This is a genomic window from Streptomyces sp. E-08 (assembly GCF_049913095.1).
Classification (GTDB): domain Bacteria; phylum Actinomycetota; class Actinomycetes; order Streptomycetales; family Streptomycetaceae; genus Streptomyces.
In genome coordinates this window covers 326,851-342,696 of record NZ_CP183971.1, presented here as the reverse complement: position 1 = coordinate 342,696, position 15,846 = coordinate 326,851, and the positions used below count along the sequence as shown (strand labels likewise).

The following is a 15,846-nucleotide window of genomic DNA, read 5'->3' as shown; positions in this document are numbered from 1 at the left end:
GAGGCGGACCACTTGATCCGCACCGGTGATCCGACCGCAGCCGCCGCCGTCGTCGTCACCATGACGGCTGTCTCCTGACCGGTGGGCTCCCGCCGGACGGCGCCCCCACGGGTGCTGTCCGGCGGGGAACCGGGCGCGTTCTCGGCGAGCCTCGGGACGGGACGTCCCTGCCCGGGCCGGCTACTCGGCCGAGGGCGGTCCCACTGTCGGCAGGTACCGGGGTGCCTGCCAGGCCTGGAGGCGCTGTTCCACCGCCGCTCCCAGCGACAGCAGGTCGGTGTCCTGATGGTCGCCGGCCATGAGGAGCAGGCCGACCGGCAACTCGCCGACGAACCCGGCGGGTACGGACAGCGAGGGGTACCCGGCTACCGCCGCCGGGGTGGAGGACGGGATCACGTCGTTGTCGCCCCGCGCGCAATCGGTGGTCCACGCCGGCGGGTTCGCCGGGGAGGCGATGGCGTCCAGGTCATGAGCGGTCATGGTCTCGTCGATGGACCGCCGGGACAGGTCCTTCAGCTCGGCTCGCACGGCCCGGTAGCGCGGGTCCGTGGTCGACGGCGCGGCCAGGGCCTGCTCGAACAGTTCCTGGCCGGCGAAGCAGGCCCGCTCGGCCGGGTGCGTACGGTTGAACTCGATCAGCGCGGCGAGGTCGCGAGGCCCCTCGCGTGAAGCGAGGTAGGCGTCGAGGTCCCGGTGGAACTCGCTCAGCAGGGCCGGGAACTCGAGCTCGGCGAGCCGGTCCTGGTACGGCGGTGTCACCTCGACGACGTGGGCCCCGGCGGCACGCAGCTGTGCCCCGGTCCGGGTCATCAGGGCGTCCACGTCGGCGCCGAGTGAGGGGAGCCGCCACAGGCCGATGCGTTTGCCGCGGAGACCGCCGTGCGGACCGCCACGCAGACCGTCGGCGCGCGTGACCGCCTCCGTGGGGCCGAGGGCGCCGCCGGAGCCCGCGACCTTGTGGCCGCTGAGCACCGCGAGGGTGAGCGCGGTGTCGATGACGTTGCGGGCCATGGGGCCGGCCGTGTCCTGCTCGGCGGAGATCGGGACGACGCCTGACTGGCTGACCAGTCCGAGGCTGGGCTTGTGGCCCACGACCCCGTTCATCCCGGCCGGACAGACGATGGAGCCGTCCGTCTCGGTGCCGATCGCCACCTGCGCCAAGGAGGCGGCGATGGCGGCGGCCGAGCCGGACGACGATCCGCACGGATTGCGATCCAGGACGTACGGGTTGTGCGTCTGTCCGCCCACCGCCGACCAGCCCGACGTCGGCTTGGCCGCACGGAAGTTGGCCCATTCGGACATGTTGGTCTTGCCGAGGATCACCGCCCCTGCCGCACGCAGCCTCCCGACCAGTTCCGCGTCCGTGTCCGGCGGGCTTCCGGCCAGGGCCACTGACCCGGCCGTCGTCGGCATGTCGCGGGTGTTCACGTTGTCCTTGAGCAGGACGGGGATGCCGTCGAGCGGGCCGCGCACCTTCCCGCTGCGATGCCTGAGGTCGCTGGCGGCCGCCTGACTCAGCGCCGTCGGGCTGGTGCGCAGCACCGCGTCGATCTTCGGGTCGACCGTCTTGATCCGCCGCAGGTACGCCCGTGTCAGTTCGGACGAGGTCAGGGACCCGCGCTTCATGTGCGCCTGTAACTCGGGGATCGTGACCGTGTCCAGGTCCAGGCCGCGTACGAGTGCCGACTCGACGGGGAGCGAGGAACTGTCGGTGCGTGCTTCGACGGCCTGCGCGGACGGCCCCGGCACGCCCGCCGCAAGAAGGGGTGCCACCGCCAGAGCCGTGGTCAGTGCCCTCACACTTCTCTTCTTCATGGGGGACAGACCACTGCAGGAGGAGCACCCGCGCAAGACCGCCACGGCCGGGTACGGGAGAGCGCGGCGGAGGCTGTGACTCCGTTCACCTTCTTTCACGCCACCCGTGCCGACCGTTCGCGTCGTCAAGGCCGACGGCCGGGCGGGCCCGTGTCCCACGCGGGAAGAATCGTTGCCCCATGCATCGATGCGCGTACGCGCGTGCGAGGCGAGTGGGGCTGCCGGGTCGCCAGTTGCAGGCGGTGGAGGGCGAGGTCCTGTATCGGCGACCGATTTCGTCCTTATTGGGCTGCTCTGCCCGTGGAAGGCTGGGCGGCGATATCCGGGCGGACCGTCGTGGAATCGGGCCGCCTTTCCGCTGGTAGCAAGCAGAGGGGATCCATCATGCCCGCGCGCAAGACTCTGGCGATCATGACCGCCGCAGCCGCCCTGATCGCAGGACCCGTCCTGTCCGCACACGCCACGACCGCTCCGGCCGGTCAGCGGGCCGTCTACGCCGGGCAGGCCCGTGCCGCCGGGCTGTCCGAGGGGCAGACGGCGGAGCTCCGGCGCCAGGTCGACTCCTTCCTCGCGCAGGATCCGCAGGCCCGCCAGATCTCCGCGAACCGGATCGCCACCGCCGGCGGCACCGTCACCCTCGCCGTGCCCGGCCGCTCCGAGACCCGCGACCTGGCCTCACCCGAAACGGCCCTGGCGTGCGGGGACGGTCATCTGTGCATCACGGATGGGCGCGGCCGGAACTACGACTTCTACCGCTGCGGCTACTACGACTTCGACGGCATCGGCGACGGCACCTTCAACAACAACCAGACCCCGGGCACGCGAGCCCGCTTCTACAACTCGGACGGCAGTGAACGCTGGTCGAACGTGGCCAAGTCCACGGGGACCGCGAGCTGGACCCCCGTCTTCCATATCCGGCCCTGCTGACCGATCGCCTCTGCCCCGTCCCCGTCCCCGACCCCGCCCGGGGCCGGGGCCGGGGGCGGCCGCGTTCACCGGCGCGCCGCGGACGGTGCGGCGGTGCAGAGGGGGTGCGGTCTGTCAGTACGCCGTGGCGGGCTTCGGGCTGGGGCCGTACGCGTTGTCGTTCCGCTCGCCCTCGGTGGCGAGGAAGACGACCAGGATGACGGCGCCGACCAGGGGTATCAGGCCGAGGAGGATCGACCAGCCGGAGCGGCCGGTGTCGTGCAGGCGGCGGACGGTCACGCCGAGGTGGGGCAGGAGCACGGCCAGGAAGTAGATCGGGTAGAGCAGCGGGAAGGTGCCGAGTGCGAGATCGATCGCCACGACGATGATCACCGCGATGATGTTGAACAGTAAGAACATCCAGTGTTCCTGTCGGCGCGCACGCCCACTGAACGCGACGTACTTCTTGAGGACTTCGAGGTACCAATTCACTTATTTCCCCCAACGGTCAGGTGGTGCGAGCGGGATTCTGTCCCTGTGGAGCACAGCTTTGCGCAGGATCGATCGGATTGCTTTCGCTTCAATGAATCTTGGTGTGGCGCTCCTCCGTTCTTGGTGTCCTGGCGTCCGGGCAGCGAGGTGCCGTGTACCTACCATGACGCGTTAGGTTAGGCTGACCTTGCCTGGCGTGCGGGACTCGGGCGTGCGGGTTCGGGTTCCGATGCGGCGGGCGGGAATCCAGACGGCACGACGGGCAGAGGCGGGCGCAGGTGAGAGACGACGACCGGGCTTGCGCGCATCGTGCGCCCGGCAGGACGGGGCGCCCGGGGCGGATGACGGGGCACGCGGGTCTCGGCCCGGTGCCCGGGGCGAGGCGTCGTGGATAAGGTCGCGCTCACGGCCGGGGCCCTGTACGTCATCATCCTGCTTCGCGCCGGAGGGACGTTCGCCGTCGGGTGGCTCGCCGGCGCCGGGGCCCGGCGCAGCAGGTTCGCCGGGCGGATCTCCTCGGCGAAGTTCCTGCGCGCCGAGCGGGCGATCCAACGGTGGGGAGCGCCGGTGGTGGCCGTCTCCTTCCTGACCGTCGGTTTCCAGACCGCCGCCAACTTCCTCGCGGGCAGCATGCGCATGCCGTTGCCGCGCTACCTTCCCGCCCTGTTCGTGGGCGGAGCGGCCTGGGCACTGATCTATGCGACCGCGGGGCTCGGCGTGCTCGAAGTACTGGGACGGCTCTTCGCCGAACGGACGGCCCTCGGGATGTCCGCAGTGGTCGTCCTCTTCCTTGCGGTGTGCGGGGTGGTGGTGTACCGCCGAAGAAGGCCGGCCCAGTCCGCCGATGTCACCGTGCCCGACCACTCCTGAGCCGGTTCTGCGATGTGGCCTCTTCCTCTCGTCGGACGGCGGTCCTGCGACGGTGACCGTGTGGATTGCAGAGCCGTCAACGAGTCTGACATCGAGCGATCTTGGATCTCTTCGGCTGCGCCGAGCACGCCGCAATCGGGCGCCGGGAGACGACGCGAGCAGACGTGCGTGACCTGCTCGCGAGCCCCGGCCTGGATGTGGCGTCGCGGACGATGGTCGTGGAGTCGAAGGAGGGTCGGCTCAGCGGCTTCGTCGCCCTTCATCCGGCACCGCAGGCCGGCCAACTCCGGGCCCATCTCATCCTTGCACCCGCAGACGGCGCTATGGACACGGCCCGAGCACTGCTTCACCTGCTCGACGAGTGGGTGCTACGGGACGCGCCACACCCCAACACCCCCGTGACCATGTTTCAGCTGCCCAACTGCCCGGCCCATGACCTCATGGCCGCCGAGCGCTGGAGCATCGTGCACAGCTACACGCGCCTCAGAGTCGACCTGGACACCACCGAGTTCCCTGAACCGGCTCAGCCACCCCTCGGTGTGCAACTGCGCGTCGCTGCCGATGACCAGGACCGGCGCGCCGTCCACTCTGTACTGGAGGACGCGCTGGCCGGCCACTGGAACCACCAACGGCGTACCTTCGCCGAGTTCGACCGTGACCAGCGACAGCGCGGCAGCTACGACGCGGCCCTGTGGTGGCTGGCCGAGGTCGATGGGGTCTGTGCGGGTGCTGTCATCGCTCGCGACCCGTCAGAGCGCGCATGGATCGCCTGGCTCGGAGTTCTCGATGCCTACCGCGGCCGCGGCATCGGCACGCAGTTGATGCGCACCGTCTTCCGGCTCCTCCGGGACCGTGGCCATCACAGCGTGGGCGTCGACGTCGACACCCACAACTCTGCCGGCGCTCTCAGCGTCTACCGGGCCGCCGGGATGAGCGAGCGGGGCACCGATGACCAGTGGCGCAAGCTCTACGCCCACCAGCCTTTCTGACCAATCAGGTGACCCTCGGATCTTGCGCTGACCGAGTTGCGCCGCGCCGATCTGCTGGACTTGGACGACTGCCCACGGCTCCGGACTGGGCAGGGTCCTTTGGGTCGTCGAGCGCGCCTTCGCCTGGCTGCATCAGTTCAAACGGCTCCGCACCCGCTACGAACGACGAGCCGGCCTCCACCAGGGCCTGCTCGAACTGGCCTGCAGTGTCATCTGCCTCCGTCGCCTACGAACCTCATTCTGAAACGATCAGTTAAGCCCTGTCTTCCTGACCGTTTTTAGGCTGGGGCGTCGGCGAGTGGTCGGTGGTCGTGCCGTCAGGATTCCGCCCGAAGGCGGCCTCTAGAACGGCAGGGAGGTCTCCTTCGGGGACTGCAGTGCGCACGTCTGCAAGAACCTGGGGAAAGTCGGCATCGTCGAGGACGCCCATGTGCTCCTGGCGGAGCTGGTGGATGACCTCGACGAGTTCCGGTCTCAGCCGCATCCAGGCACGAGAGGTACGGATCTCTTCGTCGACCTGGTGCATGAACCAGCGCATGACCTCGTACGGGACGTCAACATCCCCTCCGTGCGGGTTGAAGCAGACCGTCGGTTCCCGTGCCGGATCCTCGTCGGGGACGATTGCGGTGACGAGAGTCCGTTGCCCGGCTACGAGATCCAGTTCCAGATACCAGGCGTCATCGGGCACGGAGTACATCACCGTGATGGCGTAGTCGCCGTCGGGGTGTCGAAAGACCATTGCCGCATGCTGCCATGCTGCGGTGACGAGGCGCCTGTGCATGGTCGTCGGGCTCGGTCCGATCCGGCGCCCCCTGCCTTCTGGATCCGACGGCGTGCTGGTTGGCCTGGCGGACGGACAGTGAGGCGACAGGCGAGGCGACAGGCGACAGGCGAGGCGACAGGCGGCAGGCGACAGGCGACAGGCGGCAGACGGACGGGCTCGTCCGATCGGTCGGATCTTGTGATGGTCGCGCCGGTAGGCGGCAGCGCTGTGGTTATGAATGCGTCACCAGACCACGCACGACCAACAACCCCAGGAGCCACTTGATGCGCCCCCCCAGAGCAGCCTGTCTCGGCACGGCCACCGCGCTCGCCGCCCTTCTCGCCTGCGCCCCCGTCGTGAACGCCGCCGCGTCCGACAACGACTCCGCCCACGCCAAGGGAAAGGGCCGGATCATCACTCTCACCGGTCGGCTCGCGCAGCAGTCGCGGTTCCCCGTCAATCCCGGCGGCAGCCCCGCCCAGGGCGACCGGACCGTCTTCCGCTCGGTTCTCTTCGACCAGAAGGGCACGCAGGTAGGCGAGACCGGGGGTGTCTGCACCACCACACGGGTCGAGGACGGTGGCGCAGAGGAGTGCGTCGTGACCTACACCCTCCCGGGAGGCCAGCTCTCCGTGCAGGGGATGGTCTTCGGGATTCTCATCCCGGGCCCTCCCCCTTCCTTCGACAACGCGATCACCGGCGGCACCGGCAAGTACTCCCGGGCTCGTGGCTCGGTCCACGCCGACACGATCGCTCCGGGCACGAGGCGATTCACGATCGACCTCGACTGATCGACCGCCCCCGGCCCTGACCCCGACCCAGCCCCCGCCCGGTGAACTCTGGCGGGGGCTTTCAAGGCCCCTTACGAGCCGAGGCCGCCGATCTCCTCATCGACCAGACAGGTCAGGAGACGAGGCCGAGAAGGTGTGTGTCGAAGGGGTCAGTGGGCACCGTACGCCCGCTGGATCAGAGTCTGGCGGGCTTGGAACCGTTCCTCGGGCGTGAGTCTCGTATTCATCGACAGCGCGTCCAGATCCGCATTCAGCTGTTCCAGCCAACCGGGGACCCCCACCCGCGGGCCGGGTGCCGGTGGCGGAGCCGTCTGCTGATGCCAGTGGTACCGAGAGGCCTCCTTCAACGGCGAAGCGAATCCTCACCGTACGGTCCGCTGCCCACGGCTCGGGCTGCGCAGCGCGGCGATCCCTGCCGGCGGTATCCGGATTTCACCCCGCCGTGGATTCGGCCGCCGCGGGGATCTGGTGAGTGCCGTTCCTTCCCCGGCCACAGGAAGTCACGTTCCTGTGAGGTCAGGCCGTGAGGGTCCTGTGGAGTGCTTCGAGGCCGTCGCGGTAGATGCCGGCGAACAGGGCGACGACCTCGTCGTCCGTGGTGTTGTGGGGGGTGAAGCGGCCCGACCACTGGACCTCGGCGAGGTCGTCGCGGCCTGGGACGGTGTGGACGCGGAGGGTGGAGACGTAGCCGTCGACCGGGAACGGGGCCTGGAGGATGGCGTAGCTGTAGTGGCGCTCGGCCTCGTTGAAGTCCACCAGGCGCTCGACGATGACCTCGCCGTTCGGGTTCTTCAGCCGACGGACCCGGCCGCCTTCGAGCGGAGTGCTCTCGGGGATGAAGGGAAGCCAGTCCGGGAGGGCGTCGAAGCCGCCGATGAGGTCCCAGACCTTCTGGGGCGAGGCTGGTACGACGCGGGAGACGGACGTGGAAGCCATGGTCTTCTCCTGTTGCAGTGGGGGAGAGGGGGCGCGGGGTGATCAGGCGCCGTGGGGGAGCGGTGCGGCCGGGCTGACCAGGCCGGCGGCGCGGAGGTCGGTCCAGAACGCGGCCGGGACGGGCTCGTCGAGGGCGGCGGCGTCCTCGGCGATCCGGCTCGGTCGGGTGGCGCCCGGGATGACGGCTGCCGCGACCGGGTGCGCGAGGGAGAACTGCAGGGCGGCGGCCTTGACGCCGACGCCGTGGCGGTCGGCGAGAGCCCTCAGCCTTCCGACGCGCTCGATGATCTCGGGCGGGGCCTGCTGGTACTCGAAGTGGGTGCCGCCGGCGAGGATGCCGGAGCTGTACGGTCCGCCGACGACCATGTCGACGCCCTGCTCCTGCGCCGCGGGCAGCAGCCGCTCCAGGGCGTGCTCGTGGTCGAGCAGCGTGTAGCGGCCGGCGAGCAGGAAGCCGTCGGGGCGCGGCTCGTCTAGCGCGAGGGTCAGCTCGATCGGCTCGGTCCTGTTGACGCCGAGGCCCCAGGCCTTGATGACGCCCTCTTCGCGCAGCCGGGACAGTACGCGGAAGGCACCGGTACGGGCCTCTTCGAACTTCTGCAGCCACAGGTCGCCGTGGAAGTCCTGCGCGATGTCGTGGACCCAGACGATGTCCAGGCGGTCGGTTCCGAGGCGCTTGAGGCTGTCCTCGATGGAGCGCTCGGTGGCCTCGGCGGTCCACTCGTGGACCATCTTGTTCGGGTTGCCGTGCTCGAAGAGCCCGCCCTTCTCGCCGAGGGAGCGCGCGGCGGTCTCGTGCTCGTCGAGGATGACCCGGCCGACCTTGGTCGACAGGACGTAGGAGTCGCGGGGCTTGCCGGCGAGCACCTGGCCGAGACGCTCCTCGGCCAGACCCGCTCCGTAGAACGGGGCGCTGTCGTACAGGCGGATGCCCTGGTCCCAGGCCGCCTCGACGGTGGCGAGGGCCTCGTCGTCGGGGATGGCGCGGAACATGTTGCCGAGCGGAGCGGTACCGAAGCCGAGTCGGCCGGGGATGATTTCGGTGAGTGACATCGCGATTGCCTTCTGAGTTCTCAGTGGGGGAGCGGATGCGCCCGGTGGGCGACGAAGCGGGTCAGTTCAGCTCGTCGGGGTGCGGGCCGGTCCGCAGGTCGCGGTCGAGACCGGCGATCGCCGCCATCTCCTCGTCCGTCAGGACGAAGTCGAAGACGTCGAGGTTGGCGCGGATACGGGCCGGGGTGACCGACTTGGGGATCACCACGTTGCCGAGCTGAAGGTGCCAGCGGATGACGACCTGGGCGGGCGTCTTGCCGTGGGAGGCGGCGATCGCGACGATCGCCGGGTCGTCGAGGACCGCGCCCTGCGCCAGCGGGCTCCACGCCTCGGTCGCGATCCGGTGCTCGCCGTGGAAGGCGCGCAGCTCCGACTGCTGCAGCGCGGGGTGCAGCTCTATCTGGTTGACGGCCGGGGTCAGCGCGGAGCCGTCCATCAGCCGGCGCAGGTGCTCGGGCTGGAAGTTGGAGACGCCGGCGGCGCGGATCCGGCCCTCCTCGGCGAGCCGCTCCAGGGCGCGCCAGGAGTCGCGGTACAGGTCGCGGGCCGGCGTCGGCCAGTGGATCAGGTACAGGTCGACGTAGTCCAGGCCGAGCTTGGCCAGGCTGGCGTCGAAGGCCCGCAGGGTGGCGTCGTAGCCCTGGTCGGCGTTCCAGAGCTTCGTGGTGACGAACAGCTCCTCGCGGGCCGTCCCGGAGGCTCGGAGGGCGCGGCCGACACCGGCCTCGTTGCCGTAGACGGCGGCGGTGTCGATGCTGCGGTATCCGGCCTCGAGGGCGGCCGTGACGGCGTCGGTGGTCGCGTCGTCGGCGACCTGGAAGACGCCGAATCCGAGCTGCGGGATCTCGACGCCGTTGTTCAGCGTGACGGCGGGGACGGCGGGGACGGTGGACGGTGCCATGGTGAGCGGGTGCTCCTTCACTTGGTGAGCGCGGTGCGCTCGGTGGTGCGGGGGAGGGCGTAGCGGACGGTCTGGGGGATGCCCGGGACGGTGTTCCTGCTACGGGTGGGTTCAGTGATGTACGTGTACGGGGGCGGGTGCGGACGCGGACGCCGTGACCCCGGCGGCCCGGTCTCGACCGGCCCTGTCCGTACCCGACGGATCCGCTTCGGCGCCCTTCGCGGGTCCTCGGCGCTCCAGCGCTGCCGACCAGAGAGCGAGCAGCAGTGCGGCGGCGGCGAGGACGGCGCCGACCCAGTTCGGGGCGGTGTAACCGAGGCCGGCGGCGATGACGAGGCCGCCGAGCCATGCGGCGAGGGCGTTGCCGAGGTTGAAGGCGCCGATGTTGACGGCCGAGGCCAGCGTCGGCGCGCCGTGCGCCTGGTCGAGCACGCGCTTCTGCAGCGGCGGCACGGTGGCGAAGCCGAGCGCCCCGACGAGCAGGATGGTGATCGCGGCGAGCACCTTGTGGTGTGCGGTCACGGTGAAGAGGGCGAGCACGACCGCGAGGCCGCCGAGCGTGGCGTACAGCAGGGGCATCAGGGCGCGGTCGGCGAAGTGCCCGCCGAGCAGGTTGCCGAGGAACATGCCGACGCCGAACAGTACGAGCAGCCAGGTCACGGCGCCGTCGGAGTAGCCGGCGGCGTGCGTCATCATCGGCGCGATGTAGGTGATCGCGGCGAAGACTCCGCCGAAGCCGAGTACGGTCATGGCCATCGCGAGCAGCACCTGCGGGTTGCGGAACGCCTTCAGCTCCCGCCGCAGGCGGGTGCCTTCGGGGCGGGGCATGGCCGGTACGAGACGGGCGATGCCGAGCAGCCCGATCACACCGAGCGCGGCGACGAGCGCGAAGGTGGTGCGCCAGCCCACCGCCTGCCCGATGAACGTGCCCAGCGGGACGCCGACGATGTTGGCGACCGTCAGTCCGGTGAACATGGTGGCGATGGCGCCGGCCTTCTTGTCGGGGGCGACGAGCCCCGCGGCGACGACGGAGCCGATGCCGAAGAACGAACCGTGTGCGAGCGAGGCGATCACGCGGCCCGCCAGCATCAGCTCGAAGCTCGGGGCGAGGGCGGAGACGAGGTTGCCGAGGACGAACAGGCCCATCAGCGCCATGAGCATCTTCTTGCGGCTGACCCTGTTGCCGAGGACGGTCAGCAGGGGCGCGCCGATGACGACGCCGAGCGCGTAGCCGGTGACCAGCAGGCCGGCGGTGGGGATGGAGACGCCGTAGTCGCCGGCGATCTCGGGCAGCAGCCCCATGACGACGAACTCGGTGGTTCCGACTCCGAAGGCCCCGACTGCTAGAGCGAGGAGTGCGAGCGGCATGGCGCAGCCCTTCCGTAATTGATTGAGTGAGCTCTTTGCGTGCCTTCACAATAATTGCATGCGCGCGATAAGTGCAAACGCGGGTAGTGCGTGGGCTCTGGATGCTGGTGGTCGCAGCACGCGGGCCCGGCTCCGGCGGAGAAGATGAGCAGCCACCGGCTCGGGTCGTCGTCGACCAGGTCCTCGACGAACCGCGCGAGCAGCGCGGCGCCCATGGAGAAGATGTCGGGTACGACGCCGTCGGCGCTCGCCCGTCCGGCGCCGAAGAGGATCAGCAGCTGCCCGAGCGAGTAGAGGTCGGCCCGGGCTATCTCGGTCTCGCCGGATTTCACCTCCGGAGCGATGTAGGCGGCCTCGGCCCCGCCGTCCCGGTGACGGTGTGGGTGTACAGGTAGTTCCGGCCGAGGTCGATGAGCTTGAAGGCGCCGTCGGCCGCGGACACGATGATGTTGGAGGGTGCGAGGTCCGCGTGCACGCTCTTGAGCCGGCCGCGGACCGGGTCGTCGCGCGCGAGGCCCTGGAGGACCTCCAGGGCCTCGAAGAGCAGCAGCCCCTTCTCCCCGGAGCCGGTCCAGGCGAAGGGAGGCGGCCTGGCCCGCGCCGGCCGCCTCCGGCCCCCACTCCTCGCGGACGAGCTCGGCGAGCGTCCTGCCCTCGATGTAGTCCATGAAGATCCAGCTGTCCCAGCTGGCCCACACCCGCACCAGGTGCCGGGGCCCGGGGCTCGACGTGCCGTACGTCTTCGCGTAGCTGCGGGTGGCCTGCGCGAGGGTCCCGATCCGGGTGAACGGGTAGAGGATCGGTTTGAGGACGAACTCGGGACGGGTGCCGTGCCCGGCGTCCGCCGTGGCACCGCGCAGGATCATCGAGGTGCTGCCGTGTCGATGGAACCGCAGCTTGCGCTGCATGGCGTCCCATTCGCGCCGGGCGGGTTCCACCGCCTCGGCCGCGCTGCGCCTGGCGGGCCGCCGCTGCGGGCTGTAGACGTCGGCGATGACCTCTGCGACCGTGACCTCGGCCACGAGTACACCGCAGACGCCGTCGCAGTCATGAGTCAGTGCCTGGCCGCTCCGGCCGGTGACGGTCCCCTGCTGCGGGAGCGAGCGCTGCGCCTCGGATTCGGCGAGGCCGAGCAGGGTCAGCAGGAACAGGCTGACGAACCGAACAGCTCGCCCGGGCCTGCCGGGCGTCCGCCGTTCGGGTCTCGGTGTCCGAGGCACCAGGCTTCGAGGTGCGCGATCGTCGCCCGCCTGCCCGCGAGCCCCAAGCGGTTGTCGAACGATCGCTCGTCGAGAGGGATGTCCTGCAGCAGGCGCCAGCACAGGTCGAGCCGGCGGGTCCGCTGCCGGGCGGCTGCCGGCCGGCCGTCGGCGGGCAGCTTGAGCAGGTCCTGTAACCGTGCCAGGCTCCCCTCGTCAGAGCCCGTCAGATCGGACAGTGCTGCGAGCAGCAGATCCAGCGTCGCGCCCCGGTGCTCCATTCGCGCTGTCAACCACCCTCAGTCTCGGCATGGCACGGATTCCGCCCTGGCGCATCAGCTCGGCCGGTCTTCTCTCAGTGGCGCAGAACGCGATTCCGTAGGCCATCCGCGCGTGGTGGAGAAGCCGGCCCCGGTTCGGCTCGTGTCGCTTGAGCTGCCGGCCGGTCCCAACGGCCGGGTACTGAGCGACAGGACGTGCGTACAGCCGTCCCCGACGGCGAGCCGGAAGGGCAGGGCGGTGAGGACGTCGCCGTCGACGGCGCGTCTCCCGTCGGGCGTGGCGAAGGTGCCGGGGACGGAGATGGGCAGCCAGGCGGAGGCGCGTAACGCGGCCTTGAGGTCGTGCCGGGAGGCGAACTCCCGCAGCATCACGGTCCGCAGGGCGTCGACGTCGGTGATCGGGACGGCCAGGGATATCGGCGAGCGGAGGACGGCCTCGTAGTCCAGGGGCTTGACCCGCTCCATGATGTGGTCGAAGGAGTAGGCCAGGTTCAGGATCGGTTGTCCGCGCAGAGCCCGGGAGAAGTCGACGAACTGCTTGTTCGTCAGGTCGTCGTAGTAGATCGACAGCGGGTACCAGGTCCCGCCCGCGAGGAAGCAGGCACCGTTGATCCCACCGGCGGAGCACCCGTCGACCAGCCGTAGTCCTCCAACTGGGACAGCATCGCCGCGGAGATCACCCCGCGCATGCCGCCACCCTCGACGGCGACGGCGACGGTCGCACCGTCCGTACGCTGCCCCGGTAAGCTCCCGGACTCCCGGCGGGCGCGCAGGATCTCCAGGACGGGAGGTGTCCTCCGCCGGACGGGGTACTTCACCAGCGTCGTCGAACGCCGCGCACGGCATCGGTTCACCGAATCGGTAGCTTCTCGACCACGTGCTCTCACGCAAGGATGCCCATCGGTGCCCCCCCGTGAGGGCCTGTCGACGATGGCCCGAGGCGAGGAGAGCAGCGTGTCCCGACCTGTCACTGTGGGAGTGGACGGCTCTGAAGGAAGCGTGGCGGCTGTGGACTGGGCCGCCGACGAGGCAGCGCTGCGCGGTGACGCCCTGCGGCTGGTGTACGCCACACGGTGGGCGGAGCATCAGTTGGGGGCGATGAAGGTGTCGCACGAGGACCGTGCCGACGCGGCGGAAGGCGTGCTGGCCGAGACCGAGCGGCGTGTCGGGTCCCGGCGGCCGGGCCTCACGATGACCGCCGACGAGGTCGAGGACGCGCCCGTCAGCGTGCTGCTCGCCGCCGCTGCCGAGGCGGAGCTGCTCGTCGTGGGCTCTCATGGGCTGGGTAGCGTCCGCGGCTTCATCGTCGGTTCGGTGGGGCAGGAGGTCATCGCGGCAACAGAGCGCCCAGTGGTTCTCGTGCGCCCCGGATACGAGAAGGACAGCCGCCCGAAGGTGGTCCTCGGTCTGGACGTGACCGAAGCCGGTGACGAGCTCCTGAACTTCGCGTTCGATTTCGCCGGGCGGCACCGCGTCCCGCTGGACATCGTGCACACGTGGCACGACTCCTTCGTTCACCACGCCGGCGCAGCCACCAAGGACGAGAAGGCGGCCGCACTAGCCGCCGCGGTTCGACCGTTCCGGGAGAGGTTCCCGGCGACGGAGGTGACGGAGGTGTCCGCTCCGGGACGGCCGGCCGAGCATCTCATCGAGGCCGCGTCGGATGCGCGCCTCGTGGTCGTCGGCCGGCGCAGGGCGGCCAGGGGCGCTCACATCGGATCGACGACCCACGCCGTCATCCATCACGCCTCCTGCCCTGTCGCAGTCGTACCGCACGCCTGACAGAGAGGACACGGGCCTTCAGGGAGACGGGACGTTCGTGCTGTTCACCGGGGCTCCGTCAACGCTGAGGCGTCCCGCCGTCCCCGGCGGCGAGCAGCGCGAGCAGGGCGGGGAGGTCGGCGAAGGAGTCGAGGACGTGGTCGGGTGTGCCGGAGGCGTCGCGGTGCGTCTCGGGAAGGTACTTGCCCGTCCTGACCAGTACCCCGGTGATGCCGGACCGTTGGGCGGCCAGGACGTCGGATTCGATGTCGTCGCCGATCATCAGCGCCTCCGCCGCGTCGACGCCGAGATGGGCGAGGGCGCTCGCGAAGAACGCGGGCGCCGGCTTGCCCGTCACCTCGGCACGGGTGCGGGCGGCTTTCTCGATCCCTTCGAGGAAAGCCCCGGTGTCCAGGTCCAGGCCACCTTCGGTGCGCCAGTACAGATTGCGGTGCATCGACACCAGCCGGGCGCCGCGCTGCAGTTGCCGGAAGACCCCGTTGAGGGCCTCGTAGCCGAACTCGGCCCCGGCTCCGCCGAGGACGACGACGTCGGCGTCACCCTCCTCGACGAGCGTGACGCCCGTCAGGTCGTCCCGTACGTCACCGCTGTTGAGCAGAAGGCAGCGTGCGCCGGGAAACCGATCGCGCAGATACGCCGCGGTGGCCGCCGGTGCGGTCAGGATGTCGCCCGCGTCGACGGGGAAGCCCAGGTCGGCCAGACGCGAGGCGATGGCGGCCCTGGTGCGGGAGGTGTTGTTGGTGACCAGCGCGACGCGGAGTTCCGCGCCCCGGAGCTGTTCCATGGCCTCGGCTGTTCCCGGCAGGGCCTTCCCGGAGACGGTGAGGACGCCGTCGATGTCGACCAGGACCGCTCGGATTCGTCCCATGGAGCCGATGGTAGCCGCGGTGCCGAGTGCAGCGCCGAAGGCGCAGGACCGTCCACCACTCGGCTCACCCGGCACCGGCGCTCTTCTCTCATGGCTGGGACCGGATCACCGCGACGCAGCACAGGGCCGCGAGTGCCAGGCCGGCCGCCGCCGGTCCCGCGAGGGCTGTTGCGGCGGAGGAGGGAAGGACGCGGTCGGTCGGCGGGACGGCGCCCTCCGGGTCGAAGACCATCGTGAGCCGCCGGCCCGGGCGGGCGTCGGCGGCGCAGCTGCGCCAGGCTTCGGTGGGGACCGGGGCGCCGTCGGGGAGACGTACGGAACACGAGTTCTTGAGGTAGTTCCGTCCTTCGTAGCGGTGGACGTGGACTTCGGTCACCACCACCGTACGGCTCTCGCCGCGCGCCGCCAGGACGGCCTGCGCGGTCTGGCCCGGTATCCACCAGGCGAGGAAGCCACCGGACAGGGCGACCACACCGACCAGGACGCGTCCCGCGTTCGTCGAGAAGAGATAGACGGCGGAGGCCAGGGCCACGACGGCTCCCACCACCGTGCCGACCGTGAGGACCCCCGTCAACACGCCCGTCACCGCGGCAGCCGCGACCAGACCGGCCGTCACCACGCCCACGACGAGGCCCTCCACCACCAGCCGGGCCGGTGGCCGTCCGGAGAAGTTCGCCGGGCCCCACAGGGATGCCCTGTCGTAGGACATGGTGCTCCTTCGTCGCTCAGGGATCGTGGACAATGCCACCCGCAGGCCGCGAGGCCGATCAGCCGGATGCGGGACACGTCTGCTCGCGCCTGTGGCGGCTCTCGGTCTGCCGATGGCCGGACC

At 70.3% G+C, this 15,846-nt stretch carries 17 protein-coding genes and 1 pseudogene; 6 read left to right on the top strand and 12 right to left on the bottom strand.

Annotation, left to right across the window (positions count from 1 at the left end; translation table 11 throughout):
- Positions 1 to 180: 180 nt before the first annotated feature.
- Positions 181 to 1,815 (bottom strand): amidase, encoded by a 1,635-nt coding sequence (locus ACN9MM_RS01705; RefSeq protein ID WP_426361944.1) that lies wholly within the window; start codon positions 1,813 to 1,815, stop codon positions 181 to 183.
- Positions 1,816 to 2,199: 384 nt separating this feature from the next.
- On the opposite strand from ACN9MM_RS01705, the gene ACN9MM_RS01700 reads away from it, so the two are divergent.
- On the top strand, positions 2,200 to 2,742 hold the full coding sequence (locus ACN9MM_RS01700) for a hypothetical protein (RefSeq protein WP_426361943.1): 543 nt from the start codon (positions 2,200 to 2,202) through the stop codon (positions 2,740 to 2,742).
- 114 nt (positions 2,743 to 2,856) lie between these two features.
- Here ACN9MM_RS01700 and ACN9MM_RS01695 read toward each other — a convergent pair whose 3' ends face one another.
- Positions 2,857 to 3,213 carry a DUF805 domain-containing protein gene (locus ACN9MM_RS01695; RefSeq protein ID WP_426361942.1) on the bottom strand — a complete coding sequence of 119 codons (357 nt, stop codon included), beginning with the start codon at positions 3,211 to 3,213 and terminating at the stop codon, positions 2,857 to 2,859.
- 387 nt (positions 3,214 to 3,600) lie between these two features.
- On the opposite strand from ACN9MM_RS01695, the gene ACN9MM_RS01690 reads away from it, so the two are divergent.
- The 3 genes and pseudogenes from ACN9MM_RS01690 to ACN9MM_RS01680 all read left to right on the top strand — a co-directional run.
- A complete protein-coding gene (locus tag ACN9MM_RS01690) occupies positions 3,601 to 4,083 on the top strand; it encodes a DedA family protein (RefSeq protein ID WP_426361941.1) in 483 nt (160 codons plus the stop codon).
- A 101-nt stretch (positions 4,084 to 4,184) separates the two neighbouring features.
- The gene (locus ACN9MM_RS01685; RefSeq protein WP_426361940.1) at positions 4,185 to 5,072 is read left to right on the top strand and encodes a GNAT family N-acetyltransferase; all 888 of its coding nucleotides are present in this window, start codon (positions 4,185 to 4,187) and stop codon (positions 5,070 to 5,072) included.
- Positions 5,073 to 5,142: 70 nt separating this feature from the next.
- A pseudogene (locus ACN9MM_RS01680) lies at positions 5,143 to 5,316 on the top strand (transposase); the annotation flags it as partial.
- 9 nt (positions 5,317 to 5,325) lie between these two features.
- Here the strand turns inward: ACN9MM_RS01680 and ACN9MM_RS01675 are convergent.
- Positions 5,326 to 5,811: a hypothetical protein gene (locus ACN9MM_RS01675; RefSeq protein WP_426361939.1), complete on the bottom strand. Its 486-nt coding sequence runs from the start codon at positions 5,809 to 5,811 to the stop codon at positions 5,326 to 5,328.
- Between the two features lie 308 nt (positions 5,812 to 6,119).
- Here ACN9MM_RS01675 and ACN9MM_RS01670 point away from each other — a divergent pair, with 308 nt between their 5' ends.
- Positions 6,120 to 6,626 carry an allene oxide cyclase barrel-like domain-containing protein gene (locus ACN9MM_RS01670; protein ID WP_426361938.1) on the top strand — a complete coding sequence of 169 codons (507 nt, stop codon included), beginning with the start codon at positions 6,120 to 6,122 and terminating at the stop codon, positions 6,624 to 6,626.
- Between the two features lie 516 nt (positions 6,627 to 7,142).
- Here ACN9MM_RS01670 and ACN9MM_RS01665 read toward each other — a convergent pair.
- The 7 genes from ACN9MM_RS01665 to ACN9MM_RS01635 all read right to left on the bottom strand — a co-directional run bounded on the left by ACN9MM_RS01665 (position 7,143) and on the right by ACN9MM_RS01635 (position 13,210).
- Positions 7,143 to 7,562: an SRPBCC family protein gene (locus ACN9MM_RS01665; protein WP_426361937.1), complete on the bottom strand. Its 420-nt coding sequence runs from the start codon at positions 7,560 to 7,562 to the stop codon at positions 7,143 to 7,145.
- 42 nt (positions 7,563 to 7,604) lie between these two features.
- On the bottom strand, positions 7,605 to 8,615 hold the full coding sequence (locus ACN9MM_RS01660) for an aldo/keto reductase (RefSeq protein ID WP_426361936.1): 1,011 nt from the start codon (positions 8,613 to 8,615) through the stop codon (positions 7,605 to 7,607).
- Between the two features lie 61 nt (positions 8,616 to 8,676).
- Complete coding sequence (locus ACN9MM_RS01655) at positions 8,677 to 9,516, bottom strand: aldo/keto reductase (RefSeq protein WP_426361935.1); 840 nt, start codon at positions 9,514 to 9,516, stop codon at positions 8,677 to 8,679.
- Positions 9,517 to 9,627: 111 nt separating this feature from the next.
- On the bottom strand, positions 9,628 to 10,884 hold the full coding sequence (locus ACN9MM_RS01650; protein ID WP_426361934.1) for an MFS transporter: 1,257 nt from the start codon (positions 10,882 to 10,884) through the stop codon (positions 9,628 to 9,630).
- Positions 10,860 to 11,906 carry a hypothetical protein gene (locus tag ACN9MM_RS01645; RefSeq protein ID WP_426361933.1) on the bottom strand — a complete coding sequence of 349 codons (1,047 nt, stop codon included), beginning with the start codon at positions 11,904 to 11,906 and terminating at the stop codon, positions 10,860 to 10,862. Before ACN9MM_RS01645 ends, ACN9MM_RS01650 begins: the two co-directional genes overlap by 25 nt.
- A gap of 116 nt (positions 11,907 to 12,022) precedes the next feature.
- On the bottom strand, positions 12,023 to 12,364 hold the full coding sequence (locus ACN9MM_RS01640) for a hypothetical protein (RefSeq protein ID WP_426361932.1): 342 nt from the start codon (positions 12,362 to 12,364) through the stop codon (positions 12,023 to 12,025).
- Positions 12,365 to 12,418: 54 nt separating this feature from the next.
- Positions 12,419 to 13,210 (bottom strand): patatin-like phospholipase family protein, encoded by a 792-nt coding sequence (locus ACN9MM_RS01635; protein ID WP_426361931.1) that lies wholly within the window; start codon positions 13,208 to 13,210, stop codon positions 12,419 to 12,421.
- Between the two features lie 84 nt (positions 13,211 to 13,294).
- Between ACN9MM_RS01635 and ACN9MM_RS01630 the strand changes: the two genes are divergently transcribed.
- A complete protein-coding gene (locus ACN9MM_RS01630; RefSeq protein WP_426368634.1) occupies positions 13,295 to 14,146 on the top strand; it encodes a universal stress protein in 852 nt (283 codons plus the stop codon).
- A 58-nt stretch (positions 14,147 to 14,204) separates the two neighbouring features.
- Here the strand turns inward: ACN9MM_RS01630 and ACN9MM_RS01625 are convergent, their stop codons facing one another.
- Both ACN9MM_RS01625 and ACN9MM_RS01620 read right to left on the bottom strand, forming a co-directional pair.
- Positions 14,205 to 15,014: a TIGR01458 family HAD-type hydrolase gene (locus tag ACN9MM_RS01625; protein ID WP_426361930.1), complete on the bottom strand. Its 810-nt coding sequence runs from the start codon at positions 15,012 to 15,014 to the stop codon at positions 14,205 to 14,207.
- Positions 15,015 to 15,102: 88 nt separating this feature from the next.
- Entirely contained in the window at positions 15,103 to 15,723 is a 621-nt protein-coding gene (locus ACN9MM_RS01620; protein WP_426361929.1) for a hypothetical protein, read from the bottom strand.
- Between the last annotated feature and the right edge of the window lie 123 nt (positions 15,724 to 15,846).

Bases quoted from the DNA above. Each gene is read 5' to 3' on its own strand.
- ACN9MM_RS01640 (WP_426361932.1), bottom strand. From the start codon at position 12,364: ATGGAGCACCGGGGCGCGACGCTGGATCTGCTGCTCGCAGCACTGTCC.
- ACN9MM_RS01630 (WP_426368634.1), top strand. From the start codon at position 13,295: ATGGCCCGAGGCGAGGAGAGCAGCGTGTCCCGACCTGTCACTGTGGGA.
- ACN9MM_RS01660 (WP_426361936.1), bottom strand. From the start codon at position 8,615: ATGTCACTCACCGAAATCATCCCCGGCCGACTCGGCTTCGGTACCGCT.
- ACN9MM_RS01635 (WP_426361931.1), bottom strand. From the start codon at position 13,210: ATGCCGTGCGCGGCGTTCGACGACGCTGGTGAAGTACCCCGTCCGGCG.
- ACN9MM_RS01625 (WP_426361930.1), bottom strand. From the start codon at position 15,014: ATGGGACGAATCCGAGCGGTCCTGGTCGACATCGACGGCGTCCTCACC.
- ACN9MM_RS01670 (WP_426361938.1), top strand. From the start codon at position 6,120: ATGCGCCCCCCCAGAGCAGCCTGTCTCGGCACGGCCACCGCGCTCGCC.
- ACN9MM_RS01665 (WP_426361937.1), bottom strand. From the start codon at position 7,562: ATGGCTTCCACGTCCGTCTCCCGCGTCGTACCAGCCTCGCCCCAGAAG.
- ACN9MM_RS01650 (WP_426361934.1), bottom strand. From the start codon at position 10,884: ATGCCGCTCGCACTCCTCGCTCTAGCAGTCGGGGCCTTCGGAGTCGGA.
- ACN9MM_RS01620 (WP_426361929.1), bottom strand. From the start codon at position 15,723: ATGTCCTACGACAGGGCATCCCTGTGGGGCCCGGCGAACTTCTCCGGA.
- ACN9MM_RS01700 (WP_426361943.1), top strand. From the start codon at position 2,200: ATGCCCGCGCGCAAGACTCTGGCGATCATGACCGCCGCAGCCGCCCTG.
- ACN9MM_RS01705 (WP_426361944.1), bottom strand. From the start codon at position 1,815: ATGAAGAAGAGAAGTGTGAGGGCACTGACCACGGCTCTGGCGGTGGCA.
- ACN9MM_RS01655 (WP_426361935.1), bottom strand. From the start codon at position 9,516: ATGGCACCGTCCACCGTCCCCGCCGTCCCCGCCGTCACGCTGAACAAC.
- ACN9MM_RS01675 (WP_426361939.1), bottom strand. From the start codon at position 5,811: ATGGTCTTTCGACACCCCGACGGCGACTACGCCATCACGGTGATGTAC.